Origin of the sequence: Stutzerimonas chloritidismutans, from assembly GCF_038562055.1 — a bacterium.
In the GTDB taxonomy this organism is placed as follows: domain Bacteria; phylum Pseudomonadota; class Gammaproteobacteria; order Pseudomonadales; family Pseudomonadaceae; genus Stutzerimonas; species Stutzerimonas chloritidismutans_A.
The window spans coordinates 41,550-54,070 of the sequence record NZ_JBCFXD010000019.1 but is presented as its reverse complement, the minus strand read 5'-3'; the positions used below and the strand labels follow the sequence as shown (position 1 = coordinate 54,070).

Below are 12,521 nucleotides of genomic sequence, written 5' to 3'. Positions count from 1 at the left end.
TCCCCCGATGATCAGTCGGGGACTATTGCCCACAATGAGGCAGCAGTCGAGATACAAGGAGCGAGCTTGCTCGCGAACATCAGGCAAACTCCAAACTCCGAGCGCGACGGACGAGCACAAGCCGCTGAGCGTCAAAGACAGCTTGCCAAAACCGCTACCTGTCAGGTTCGACCAAGCCGCAGCAGGGCGTCGCCTTCGCGCTGCAAGCGCCAGCGTGTCTGCCCGGCCTGTTCACGTGTCGCTTCTTCGTCAAGACTCGACATATCAGCGTCGACATTGATCAGCGCCGCACTGAGCCCTGCATGAATGAGCACAGCACCTGCCTGAACATCGCTTTGCACGTTTGGGTCGGTAAGCGGCCAGGCATCGACGGCGAGTTCGAGCGCTTCCAGACAGCAATGCGCCAGGGCCAGCGGCACTGCACAGGCCTGACGCGCCGCCGCCTGCTTGTCCTCGACCTCGCCATCACGGGCAGCGCTCAGGTAGTCACTGAAGGCCTGCATGTCGTCGTCGGCAAAGGCCCCAGGTCGGCCCAGCAGTGCCTCAGCGGTCCGCAGCAATTTCAGGCGCGCCGGGTTGGCACCATGCGCCTCACTGATGCGCAGCCCCTTCACCACCAGCGCCAGACCGATGTCGGCGGTGACGGCGGCGGCCGCACCGCAACCGGGCGTCGGCTTGTCAGCCGCCGCTGCGGCGCGAAAGTCTGCCAACGGTTGCGCCCAGATGCCCTCGCCTTCGCTCATGCGTTTACCTTCAGCTGGCCTGCGCCTTGCCGTCGCCCCAGTGCAGCAGCACATCGAGCATGCGGTTGGAGAACGCCCACTCGTTGTCGTACCAGGCCAGCACCTTGACCAGATCACCCTGTACACGGGTATGGCTGAGATCGGCCACGCACGACGTCGGATGGCCAAAGAAGTCGCGGGAGACCAGCGGCAGGTCGTTACACTCCATCACCCCGAGCGGCATCTTCTGCGCACCGTCGCGCAGGATCTGGTTGATCGCCTCAACGCTGCCCGGCGCACGTTCGGCCGTGAAGGTCAGGTCGACCAGCGACACATTGGGCGTTGGCACCCGCACCGCCAGACCATCCAGTCGTCCGGCCAGTTCGGGCAGCACCAGGCCAATGGCCTTCGCCGCGCCGGTGGTCGAGGGGATCATCGACTCCGCAGCCGCACGGGCGCGGTAGAGATCCTTGTGCGCCTTGTCCAGCAGGCTCTGGTCGTTGGTGTAGGAATGCACGGTGTTGAGCAGGCCCTGGCGGATGCCTACCGCGTCATTCAGCACTTTGGCCAGCGGCGCCAGGCAGTTGGTGGTGCAGGACGCATTGGAAATCACCTTTTGATCGCCCAGCAGCTCGTGATTGACGCCGTAGACCACCGTGAGGTCTGCGCCATCGAGCGGGTGCGAGGCAAACACCCGCTGTGCACCCGCCTGCAAATGCTGGTCGATCAGGTCGCGCTTCTTGAACTTGCCGGTGCATTCCAGCACAACGTCGACGCCCAGCTGCTTCCAGGGTAGCTGCGTAGGGTCACGCTCCTGCAGCAGGCGGATCGACTGGCCGCGGATCTGCATCACGTCATCACGCAGATCAACCTGGCCGTGGAACCGGCCAAAGGTGGTATCGAAGCGCGTCAGGTGGGCCATCGCCGACCGCTCGCTGAGGTCATTGATCGCTTCGATGTGGATCTGATTTTCCAGATTTCGCTCGAACAGGGCTCGCAGTACAGCTCGGCCGATACGGCCATAACCGTTGATAGCAATACGCAACATGGCGGTCTCCTGGTGTCGTTGAGGCTGGTGAAGGTTAGTCGGAGTATCCCGGGTCGCGTTCAGTACCGTCCGACGGAGATCAACGAATCGGGGAAACCGGAGCACCGCTCGTCAGTCGTAGCTCTCACAGGTCCGTTGCGCCGGGCTTGCCGCACTCCGGAAAAGGGTTACGAGCAATGAGCGAGTCATCCCAGACACCCTGGTGGAAAGGCGCCACTATCTACCAGATCTACCCGCGTTCCTTCGCCGACAGCAACGGCGACGGCATCGGTGACCTCAACGGCGTGCTGAGCCATCTCGATCACCTGCAACAGCTGGGTGTCGACGCTCTGTGGCTGTCACCGATCTTTCGCTCGCCAATGGCTGATGCCGGTTACGACATCAGTGACTACTGCGATATCGACCCGCTGTTCGGCTCGCTGGCTGATATCGACCGGTTGATCGCCGAAGCGCATGCCCGCGACATCCGCGTGCTGCTGGACTTCGTGCCCAATCACACCTCCGACGAGCACCCCTGGTTTGTCGAGTCACGCCGCTCGCGGGACAACCCCAAGCGCGATTGGTACATCTGGCGCGATCAGCCTAACAACTGGCGTGCCGCGCTGGGTGCCGGCAGCGCCTGGAGCTGGGACGAGCACACCCAGCAGTACTACCTGCACCTGTTTCTGGCCAAGCAACCGGACCTCAACTGGCGCAACCCCGAAGTGGTCGAAGCGATGCACGACGTGCTGCGCTTCTGGCTCGAGCGCGGCGTCGACGGCTTTCGCATCGATGTCATTCACTGCACGGGCAAGGATCCGAGCTTCGCCGACGATCCCCGCTGTCAGGCCGGTCAGCCTCTGTCGGATTTCAATGACCAGCCCTACAGTCATGAAGTCCTGCGTGGCCTGCGAAGACTGGTCGACAGCTATCCCGGCGATCGCATGCTGGTGGGCGAGGTGAATATTCGCTCCACCGAGCGCGTGCTGCAGTATTACGGCGCCGGCGACGAGCTGCATCTGGCCTTCAACTTCAACCCGCTCGACGCGCCCTGGGACCCGGTGCTGTTTCGCACCTGCATCCGCGATGTTCAGCACTGGCTGCAACCGTCCGGGGCCTGGCCGACCTGGGTACTGTCCAACCACGACAACGTACGCCAGCGCAGCCGCTACAAGGGTTCCGAGCAGGCCGCCCGCGCCGCGGCGGTGCTGTTGTTGACCCTGCGCGGCACACCATTCATCTATCAGGGCGAGGAACTGGGGCTGGAGGATGCGCTGATCACCGCCGATACCCGTGTCGATCCGGGCGGCCGGGATGGCTGCCGTGCGCCCATCCCCTGGCAAGCGGAGCCACCGCACGACTGGAGCGGCGCCGAGCCATGGCTACCGTTCCCACCCGAAGCCGACGAGCTCGCTGCAGAACGTCAGACCGGTGCTGCCAATTCGGTGTTCGCGCTCTACCAACGCCTGCTGGCGGCACGCAAGGCGAGCCCGGCGCTGCATCACGGCAGTTTCGAGGAGCTGCCGTCACATCCCGAAGTGCTGGTCTATCGCAGACAGCTCGGCAATGACTGTCGGCTGGTCTGCATCAATTTCGCCGAACACTCCCACGCTTACCCGCACGCCGGTGACTGGCAAGTAGAAGTTGCCAGCGATGGGGTCGGCGAAGGCGAGCCCTATAGCGGAACCTTGAACCCACTGCAGGCGGTCATCCTGCGCCCAACGGAGGGTTGAGCATGCGCCGCTCAGGTTTCCCGATGACGGCGGGTGCTTTGCAGGCGATCAACGCCATGCCAAGCCATCGCCGGCGCGCGGCCACGGCAAAAAAGCGGGCTTTCGCCACTTGTCGATCAAGAAAGCAGACTGAACGGTCCACTTGGACCCGCGCACCGAAATGAGCGAGAATGCGCGGCTTTCCAGGCTGCGGTAAGCCGTGATGAACGGACGCTGGATCGAAACGAGCTGGGCGCTCGCCTCCATGGCGCAGCGCCCAACTGGTTTTCGGCGCCCCCATTCATCAGGCAAACCCGGCCGCTCACGCTTGAGGTAGCGCGTTCGTGGAACAGCTGAAACAGAAGATCCGCAATGAAGGCATCGTACTTTCCGACCGCGTACTCAAGGTCGATGCTTTCCTGAACCATCAGATCGACCCCGTGCTGATGCAGCAGATCGGCCAGGAATTTGCGCGCCGGTTCCGCGATGAGAAGATCACCAAGATCGTCACGATCGAAGCTTCGGGCATCGCGCCGGCGATCATGGCAGGCCTGGAGCTGGGCGTACCGGTCATCTTTGCCCGCAAACATCAGTCCCTGACTCTGACCGATCACCTGCTGACCGCCTCGGTGTACTCCTTCACCAAGCAGGTCGAGAGCACCATCGCGATTTCCACCAATCACCTGTCGCCCAACGACCGGGTGCTGGTCATCGACGACTTTCTCGCCAACGGCAAAGCGGCCAAGGGTTTGATTTCGATCATTCAGCAGGCGGGCGCGAGTATCGCCGGGCTTGGCATCGTCATCGAGAAGTCGTTCCAAGCGGGCCGTCAGGAACTGGAAGAAGCGGGCTTCCGCGTTGAGTCCCTGGCCCGCGTGGCCGCCCTCAGTGACGGTCAGGTGGTATTCGTCGAGTAAGCGCCCCGCGCGCGCCGCTCCCTGCGGCTTACTCCTTACGCCACAGATGAACCAGCGCGCCCTGCGTGCCAGCCACCGGATCGCTTACCGGTACGCTGACCCGCTGAGCGCGCACTTGCGCCTCGTCATGACTGCCTTCATCCGGCCGCAGCAGATCGTATTGCTGCTCCAGCGGGTAGCCGCCGACCACTTCGAAGTCATCACTGGCACTGAGCTGGCAATGGCCGGTCCCGGCTGGCAGCACCAGCGCATCGCCAGCACGCACTTCGACTTCCTGCCCCTGTTCGCCGCCTAGCATCAACCGCGCCGAACCACACGAAACGCCAAGCACCTCGTGCGCGGTGGAATGGTAGTGGTGGTAGTCATACACCCCGGCACGCCATTGCGCCGGCCACAGATGGCTGTTGAACAGATTTTCGAACGCGCCGGCGTAGTCGTTTCCGGCCAGCGGCAACTGCCGGTACACCAGCACCGGATGCGAGCTGTTCGGCGTACGACCGTCGCTGGAAAAGTGCAGCTGCTCGGGTTGCGGGGCGGAGCTGGGCATGGGCACCTCATCTGCTTGCCTGGACCAGCAATCGCCTTGGCCCAGGGAACGGGTTTCAAGTTTCGACCCGCTGCGGCGCAGCTTTTCTCCCTCCCAGACACGACAAAGCCGCCCGGAGGCGGCTCGATCTGACCGGCTGAAGCTTAGAGGCCGGACATCTGCTTGATTGCGGCCATCAGCTCGTCATCCGAGCAGCTGGCGCAAGTGCCTTTCGGCGGCATGGCGTTGATGCCAGTGATGGCATGCTGCAGCAGAACGTCAAGTCCGCCCTTCTCATCAGCACGCGCTTGCCAGGCAGCCGTATCGCCGACCTTTGGCGAGTTCAGCAGACCGGTGCCGTGGCAGGCATTGCAGAACTTGCCGACCACTTCTTCACCACTAAGCGCGCCGCCGCCAGCGGCAGCAGCAGCCGGACCGGCCGCAGCGCACTCTTCACCTTGAATACAAACCTCGCCCACCGGCTTCAGGCGCTCGGCGATGTCGTCGTTGGTCGCAGCCTGAGCGCTCACTGCCCAAAGGGCCACTACGGCAGCCTGCGCTACCAGGATCTTCTTAATCAGGTTCACCTTATACCCTCATGTGGCTAGACACGCCCGCGGCCACGGTATCGCGAGCGGCGGTCAGTATAACGGCAAGCCATGCCCGCCGAAACAATACGAAAGGCCCTGTCATCCCCAGCGACGCTTTGTCGCACAGGGCATCCAATTTCCGATCTGGGTCAGTCTCTACAGCTAAAAGTTAGCCGGCGTGGTCGCACTGATCAGCTTTGCCGGTGCGTCAAACGGGTTATGGAAGCGATGCGGCTTGCTGCTCTCGAAGTAATAGCTATCGCCTGTTTCCAATAGATAGGTCTGGCCGCTCACCGTCAGCTCCAGGCGACCCTCGACCAATATGCCGGCCTCCTCGCCTTGGTGCGCCAACATGTCCGTGCCAGTATCGGCGCCAGGCGGGTAGGTTTCGGCAAGAAAGGCGATCGCACGCCCCGGATGTGCCTTGCCCACAAGCCTCATGCTGATAGCGCCGTCAGATATATCGATCAGCTCGCCAGCTTTGTAGACCACCTGGGTATCGCTGTCCTGCTCGAAATCAGGGGAGAAAAACTCGACCAGCGACATCGGGATGCCGCTCAGCACCTTCTTCAGCGAACTGATGGACGGGCTGACACTGTTTTTCTCGATCATGGAAATCGTGCTGTTGGTAACACCCGCGCGTTTGGCGAGTTCACGCTGGGACAAACCCTTGAGCTTGCGGATGGTTTGCAGTCGAACACCGACGTCCAATACGGGAGCCCCCAATAAGAGCGATTGCTGAGGGCGCTATGATGGCGAGGGCGTTCAGTATTTTCAACACAACGGGACGAAATGACAGCTCGTCCCGCGTGACGATCAGCTCATGCTGGCAGTGCAGCAACAACCGACAACTCAACCAGTATCTCCGGCTCGCACAGCTTGGCTTCGACCGTGGCCCTGGCCGGGGCGACACCCTCTGGCAACCACTGATCCCAGACGGCGTTCATGCCGACAAAATCGGCATCGATGTCTTTCAGGTAAATGGTCACCGAAAGGATGTGCTGCTTATCAGTACCCGCCTGCCGCAAAAGGCGTTCGATGTTGTCGAGCGTCTCGCGGGTCTGCTGCTCGATTCCCGCGCTCATGTCCTCACCCACTTGACCGGCCAGATAGACCGTGTTGCCGTGAATGACGATCTGACTCATGCGAGCGTTAGTGTGCAGGCGCTGTATGGGCATGCTTGCGCGATTCCTTGTGGTTGCCGTAGCGAGAAATATCGAGGCCGTCGGTACTGATCTGTGTGCGCTTGCTCGCCAGCATGTCGGCCAGCAAGCGGCCAGAACCACAGGCCATGGTCCAGCCAAGAGTACCGTGTCCGGTGTTCAGATACAGGTTGCGGTAGCGTGTACCACCGATGATTGGCGTGCCGTCCGGGGTGGCCGGGCGCAGGCCGGTCCAGAGTTCGGCCCTACTCGGATCACCACCCTGCGGAAACAGGTCGCCGACGACCATTTCCAGGGTCTCGCGACGCCGCGGGTTAAGTGAAAGATCATGGCCAGCAATTTCGGCCATGCCGCCGACCCGGATGCGCTGATCGAAGCGGGTGATGGCGACTTTGTAGGTCTCGTCGAGCACGGTGGAAACCGGCGCCATCGCAGGGTCGCTGATCGGCACGGTCAACGAGTAACCCTTGAGCGGATACACCGGCGCACGAATGCCGAGCGGCTTGAGCATCTGCGGGCTGTAGCTGCCTAGCGCCAACACGTAGCGATCAGCCGTTTCCAGCTTGCCATCGATCCAGACACCTTCGAGTCGGTCACCTGCGAACTGCAGGCGCTGGATGTCCTGATTGAAGCGGAACTCGACGCCCATCTCACGCGCCATATCGGCGAGTTTGGTGGTAAACATCTGGCAATCGCCGGTCTGATCGTTAGGCAGGCGAAGCGCGCCACTGAGCTTGTCCGAAACCCTGGCCAGCGCCGGTTCGGCCCGCGCAATGCCGGCGCGATCAAGCAGTTCATAGGGCACGCCGGACGCTTTCAGCACGGCGATGTCCTTGGCGGCGTTGTCCAGCTGGGCCTGGGTACGGAACAGCTGGGTCGTGCCGCATTGCCGGCCTTCGTAATCGATACCGGTTTCTGCACGCAGCTCGTCGAGGCAATCGCGGCTGTATTCGGACAGTCGCACCATGCGCTCCTTGTTCACCGCATAACGCGCCGCCGTGCAATTGCGCAGCATCTGCGCCATCCACAGATATTGCTGGATGTCGCCGGTGAGCTTGATGGCGAGCGGCGCATGGCGCTGCATCAGCCACTTCATGGCTTTCAGGGGTACACCGGGCGCGGCCCAGGGTGATGCGTAGCCAGGGGAGACCTGGCCGGCATTGGCGAAGCTCGTTTCCATCGCCACGGCTGGCTGACGATCAACCACCACGACGTCGAAGCCGGCCCGGGCCAGATAGTAGGCACTGGTCGTACCGATCACGCCGCTACCCATCACCAGAACACGCATCGCCGCCTCCCACCCGTGCTACCGGGTTTTCTCTAATCACTGTTAATGCGGAGTATAGAAAGCAGACTGCAGTGGATTTCGCTATATAAATAGCTATATTTGCGATTTATTCACGCCTTAAACGGCAACAACAGAGGCGATAAGCCTATGCGCACCAAGCACCAGATCCGCCGTGAACTGGACAAGATCGACCGACAAATACTTCGACTGCTGCAGGCCGAAGGACGCATGCCATTCACCGAACTGGGTGAGCGCATCGGTTTGTCTACCACGCCATGCACGGAGCGCGTCAGGCGCCTGGAGCGTGAAGGCATCATCATGGGCTACACCGCGAGGCTGAACCCTCAGCATCTGAAGGGGGGGTTGCTGGTATTCGTGGAGATCAGCCTGGCCTACAAGTCAGGCGACATCTTCGAGGAGTTCCGCCGTGCCGTGCTGAAACTGCCGCATGTGCTGGAGTGCCACCTGGTGTCAGGCGATTTCGACTACCTGATCAAGGCCCGTATCTCGGAAATGGCGTCGTATCGCAAACTGCTCGGTGACATCCTGCTCAAACTGCCGCATGTGCGTGAATCCAAGAGTTACATCGTCATGGAGGAGGTGAAGGAGTCCCTGGAACTGCCCGTTCCGGATTGACCCGAAGCGCTGCGCTTTTGCCCAGCGGCACCAGTCCGGTCTACCCTTCGGCCTGGCAAACCGTTCAAGGCTCATCCATGACTAACCGCCACCCGGCCTCCAATTCCCACGATCACGCCGCGTCCTACTACGCCGCCACTGCCAATCAGCCGCTTGAGTTCGCGCCCTTACTAGGCGAACAGCGGGCCGACGTCTGTATCGTCGGCGGTGGTTTCAGCGGCCTCAACACGGCCATCGAACTGGCAGAACGCGGGTTTTCCGTGGTGTTACTGGAAGCCCATCGCATCGGCTGGGGCGCCAGCGGCCGCAACGGCGGGCAGCTGATTCGGGGCGTAGGGCACGACGTTGAGCAGTTTCAGTCGGTCCTTGGTGACAGAGGCGTGGACGACCTCAAGCGCATGGGTTTTGAAGCGGTAGACATCGTGCGCGAGCGCATCGAGCGTTACGCCATTCAATGCGATCTGACCTGGGGCTACTGCGATCTTGCAACGAAACAGCGTCACCTTGACGGCTTCGAAGCGGACTACGCCGATCTTCAGCGCCTGGGCTACCCACATCCGTTGAGACGGGTCCCGAAAGAGGCCATGCGCGACGTCATCGGCTCCGATCGCTATGTGGGCGGCCTGATCGATATGGGCTCGGGCCATCTTCACCCACTCAACCTGGCGCTGGGCGAAGCGGCTACGGCACAGGCGCTTGGGGTCCGGCTCTACGAGCGATCCGCGGTTGAACGGATCGACTATGGCACCGAGGTCCGAGTGCACACAGCGCAGGGCAGCGTGCGCGCCGATCAGCTCGTGCTGGCGGGCAATGCGTACCTGGGTTCGCTGAACAAATCGCTGGCCGGCAAGGTGCTACCCGCCGGCAGTTACATCATCGCCACCGAGCCGCTGCCTGAGGCGGTCAGGCAGGAATTGCTGCCACAGAACATGGCTGTCTGCGATCAACGCGTGGCGCTGGACTACTTCCGGCTGTCTGCCGACGGTCGACTGCTATTTGGCGGCGCCTGCCACTACTCCGGACGCGACCCGAAGGACATCGCCGCCTACATGCAGCCAAAGATGCTTGAGGTGTTCCCCAACCTGCGTAATACCCGCATCGACTTCCAGTGGGGCGGCATGATCGGGATCGGCGCCAACCGCCTTCCTCAGATCGGACGACTGCCCGAACAACCAAACGTGTACTACGCCCAGGCCTATGCCGGGCATGGCCTGAACGCCACGCATCTGGCCGGGCGCCTGCTGGCCGAAGCCATCAGCGGACAACTCGAGGGGCGCTTCGACCTGTTCTCCCGCGTGCCACACCCGACCTTCCCTGGTGGTCAGCGGCTGCGCTCGCCGCTCCTGGCCCTGGGCATGCTCTGGCACAGGCTTAAAGACGAGTTCTGAATTTCGCCGTTGCGCTGGCGTCCAATCTGTCGGGAAACATAACAATCGACAGGAGTGAACTTGCGCATGCGCCTGCTACTTGTGGCGGTGCTGTTACTGGCTGGTTGCGCCGGCCAGATTCCGCCCGCCCCTATGTCTTATGCGCTGCCCGCTCAGGATTCCGCACTGACCCAGCGAGTCGAGGCGCTGGCGGCAGCGCAGCCTGCGGGCACCTCCGGATTTCGCCTGCTGTCCGACAGCGCCGAAGCTTTTGCAGCGCGCATGCAGATGATTCGTCAGGCCAAAACGAGCCTCGATGTGCAGTATTACATCGTCCACGATGGGCTCAGCACACGCGCGCTTATAGAAGAAGTCCTGCGCGCCGCCGACCGGGGCGTCAGGGTACGCCTGCTGCTCGATGACACCACAAGCGACGGCAGCGATTACCAGATCGCCACTCTGGCAGCACACCCGAATATCCTGATTCGCGTGTTCAATCCGCTGCATATCGGCCGCAGCACCTTGATTACCCGCTCGCTGGGTCGGCTGCTCCACCTCTCCCAGCAACATCGACGCATGCACAACAAGCTGATGCTTGCTGATGGCAGCCTGGCCATTGTCGGCGGTCGCAACCTGGGCGACGAATACTTCGATGCCGACCAGAGTTTCAACTTCACCGATATCGACCTGCTCGCCGCCGGCCCGGTCGCCGAGCAGCTGGTGGTCAGCTTCGACCAGTACTGGAACCATTCGCTGAGCGTGCCGATCCAGCAGTTTTTGCGCCATCCCCCCAGCAAAGAGGACCTTGAGCTGGCCCGCGGCGATATCACGGATTATCTGCAGGCTGAACGACGTAAGAACGAGCGCCGCTATCAGCACCTGATGAGCGATCTGCACCCACCTCCGAGCCACTGGCTGAGCGATCTCATCTGGGCGCCAGGCGAAGCGCTATGGGATCACCCTGACAAGATCGAAGCGCCCGGCATCCCTGATGAAAGTCTGCTGCTGACCACTCAGCTTCAGCCCAGCATGGATGGGGTGCGACGATCCCTGACGTTGATCTCGGCTTACTTCGTCCCCACCAAGCAAGGCGCTGACTACCTGGCAGAACACGCCAGCAACGGCGTTGCGGTACGGATTCTGACAAATTCCCTCGAAGCCACCGACGTGCCCGCCGTGCATGGTGGTTATGCGCCCTACCGCGCCGAGCTGCTGAAAGCGGGGGTAAGGCTGTACGAACTGCGCCGGCAACCGGACCAGGAGACCCGCTTCAGCATCACTGGCGATTCCGAATCGAGCCTGCACAGCAAAGCTGCTGTGTTCGATAAGGAGAAGGTCTTCCTCGGCTCGCTGAACTTTGATCCCCGCTCAGTCCTGTGGAACACCGAGGTGGGTATCCTTATCGACAGCACCGAACTGGCCAGCGAGGTGCACAAGCTCACCCAGGAGGGTACTTCGCCCGCCGTCAGCTATGAAGTGCGACTGATCGAGCGCAACGGCGAGGCGCAGTTGATCTGGATCGCTGAGGATGACGGGCAACGCAAGGTGTTGCTGCACGAACCGGGCGGCGCGTGGCGACGGTTCAATGCCTGGTTCAGCCGAGTGATCGGACTGGAGCGGATGCTCTGATACTGCAATAAGCGCAACGGGTTTCGTGTCACTTCCGCCAATCTTGCCGCGCAAATGGCCGTCCCGGCAGAATTAATTCCTTTGTGTGATACCAGAGCGCCACCCCTTAGCTAGGCTACCGAGCCTATGCCGTACTGGTTCTACAACCCGGCACCTGCTTCTATAAAAATAAAAAGGGAGCGCAACATGACTCATCGCAAGTGGCTATGGATGGTGGTATTGCTGGCATGCTGGTTTCCAGCGCTGCTCAATCCTGCTCACGCTCAGACCTTCACCGCGCTGGAAAGCATGCAGATCCACGCCAACCGCGCCACCAGCAGCCTGTTGCTCTATCGAGGCGAAGGCTTTCAGAAAGCGCACCTGGCCCGAATGGAGAACGATCTCAAGTCGCTAGCTGACACCGTCGACAGTTTTCCCGGCGCCCGCAATGACCTGCACCAGTTGCACCAGATCCTACAAACAACGCTGCGTGAGGGCGCAAGCTTCGGCCGTGAAGAGGACGACATGCCCTGGGGCTGGCCGCTGCAGATGAGCAAGGCGCTACGCGATTTCCTCACGGCGGTGCGCAGCCAGCAAGGCGCCGACGTGCGTGCCGAGCTTCCGGCCAAGGTTGAATATCTTACCGTTCAGTACCTGAGCCGCGCCTATGTCGGCTCATTCGAAACCGCGCGCGAACAGCCTGACACTTACCTCGGCCAGGACGAGCGCCGCCTCGTACCATCGATCGACGAGCAACTGGCGGCGCTGGACGGCAAATCGAATGCGGCCATCGCCAAGTTGAAGACGCGTTGGGAATTTCTCAAGGTCGCGCTCGAAGACATGAACAGCGGTAACAACAGCTTCAACACCGCATCAGGCCGCGCCTTCGCCCCGATCATGGTTGATCGCCACGCTCGCAGCCTCAGCAATCAATGGATGGCGCTCGCGCCCGACTGAGCGCTCGC

At 61.7% G+C, this 12,521-nt stretch carries 13 protein-coding genes; 6 read left to right on the top strand and 7 right to left on the bottom strand.

Annotated features, from left to right (window positions below; translation table 11 throughout):
• Positions 1–161 precede the first annotated feature (161 nt).
• Positions 162–743 (bottom strand): cyclodeaminase/cyclohydrolase family protein, encoded by a 582-nt coding sequence (locus tag AAGW23_RS20290; RefSeq protein ID WP_342408077.1) that lies wholly within the window; start codon positions 741–743, stop codon positions 162–164.
• A gap of 10 nt (positions 744–753) precedes the next feature.
• Positions 754–1,770: a type I glyceraldehyde-3-phosphate dehydrogenase gene (gene gap, locus AAGW23_RS20285; RefSeq protein WP_342408076.1), complete on the bottom strand. Its 1,017-nt coding sequence runs from the start codon at positions 1,768–1,770 to the stop codon at positions 754–756.
• Between the two features lie 176 nt (positions 1,771–1,946).
• Between gap and AAGW23_RS20280 the strand changes: the two genes are divergently transcribed.
• Entirely contained in the window at positions 1,947–3,482 is a 1,536-nt protein-coding gene (locus AAGW23_RS20280) for an alpha-amylase family glycosyl hydrolase (RefSeq protein ID WP_342408075.1), read from the top strand.
• Between the two features lie 323 nt (positions 3,483–3,805).
• Positions 3,806–4,378, top strand: coding sequence for a xanthine phosphoribosyltransferase (locus AAGW23_RS20275; protein WP_045431064.1), 573 nt, complete (start codon positions 3,806–3,808; stop codon positions 4,376–4,378).
• A gap of 28 nt (positions 4,379–4,406) precedes the next feature.
• Here the strand turns inward: AAGW23_RS20275 and AAGW23_RS20270 are convergent, their stop codons facing one another.
• The 5 genes from AAGW23_RS20270 to dadA all read right to left on the bottom strand — a co-directional run bounded on the left by AAGW23_RS20270 (position 4,407) and on the right by dadA (position 7,945).
• Positions 4,407–4,925 carry a cupin domain-containing protein gene (locus tag AAGW23_RS20270; protein ID WP_342408074.1) on the bottom strand — a complete coding sequence of 173 codons (519 nt, stop codon included), beginning with the start codon at positions 4,923–4,925 and terminating at the stop codon, positions 4,407–4,409.
• 143 nt (positions 4,926–5,068) lie between these two features.
• Positions 5,069–5,491, bottom strand: coding sequence for a c-type cytochrome (locus AAGW23_RS20265; RefSeq protein WP_342408073.1), 423 nt, complete (start codon positions 5,489–5,491; stop codon positions 5,069–5,071).
• A 165-nt stretch (positions 5,492–5,656) separates the two neighbouring features.
• Positions 5,657–6,205 (bottom strand): cupin domain-containing protein, encoded by a 549-nt coding sequence (locus AAGW23_RS20260; RefSeq protein ID WP_342408072.1) that lies wholly within the window; start codon positions 6,203–6,205, stop codon positions 5,657–5,659.
• A 110-nt stretch (positions 6,206–6,315) separates the two neighbouring features.
• Positions 6,316–6,672 carry a RidA family protein gene (locus AAGW23_RS20255; RefSeq protein WP_342408071.1) on the bottom strand — a complete coding sequence of 119 codons (357 nt, stop codon included), beginning with the start codon at positions 6,670–6,672 and terminating at the stop codon, positions 6,316–6,318.
• Positions 6,647–7,945 carry a D-amino acid dehydrogenase gene (gene dadA / locus AAGW23_RS20250; RefSeq protein WP_342408070.1) on the bottom strand — a complete coding sequence of 433 codons (1,299 nt, stop codon included), beginning with the start codon at positions 7,943–7,945 and terminating at the stop codon, positions 6,647–6,649. Before dadA ends, AAGW23_RS20255 begins: the two co-directional genes overlap by 26 nt.
• Before the next feature lie 147 nt (positions 7,946–8,092).
• Here dadA and AAGW23_RS20245 point away from each other — a divergent pair, with 147 nt between their 5' ends.
• The 4 genes from AAGW23_RS20245 to AAGW23_RS20230 all read left to right on the top strand — a co-directional run bounded on the left by AAGW23_RS20245 (position 8,093) and on the right by AAGW23_RS20230 (position 12,513).
• On the top strand, positions 8,093–8,581 hold the full coding sequence (locus tag AAGW23_RS20245; RefSeq protein WP_342408069.1) for an Lrp/AsnC ligand binding domain-containing protein: 489 nt from the start codon (positions 8,093–8,095) through the stop codon (positions 8,579–8,581).
• A gap of 77 nt (positions 8,582–8,658) precedes the next feature.
• Positions 8,659–9,969 (top strand): FAD-binding oxidoreductase, encoded by a 1,311-nt coding sequence (locus tag AAGW23_RS20240; RefSeq protein WP_342408068.1) that lies wholly within the window; start codon positions 8,659–8,661, stop codon positions 9,967–9,969.
• Between the two features lie 60 nt (positions 9,970–10,029).
• The gene (locus AAGW23_RS20235) at positions 10,030–11,577 is read left to right on the top strand and encodes a phospholipase D family protein (RefSeq protein ID WP_342408067.1); all 1,548 of its coding nucleotides are present in this window, start codon (positions 10,030–10,032) and stop codon (positions 11,575–11,577) included.
• A gap of 186 nt (positions 11,578–11,763) precedes the next feature.
• Complete coding sequence (locus AAGW23_RS20230) at positions 11,764–12,513, top strand: hypothetical protein (protein WP_425540844.1); 750 nt, start codon at positions 11,764–11,766, stop codon at positions 12,511–12,513.
• Positions 12,514–12,521: the final 8 nt, after the last annotated feature.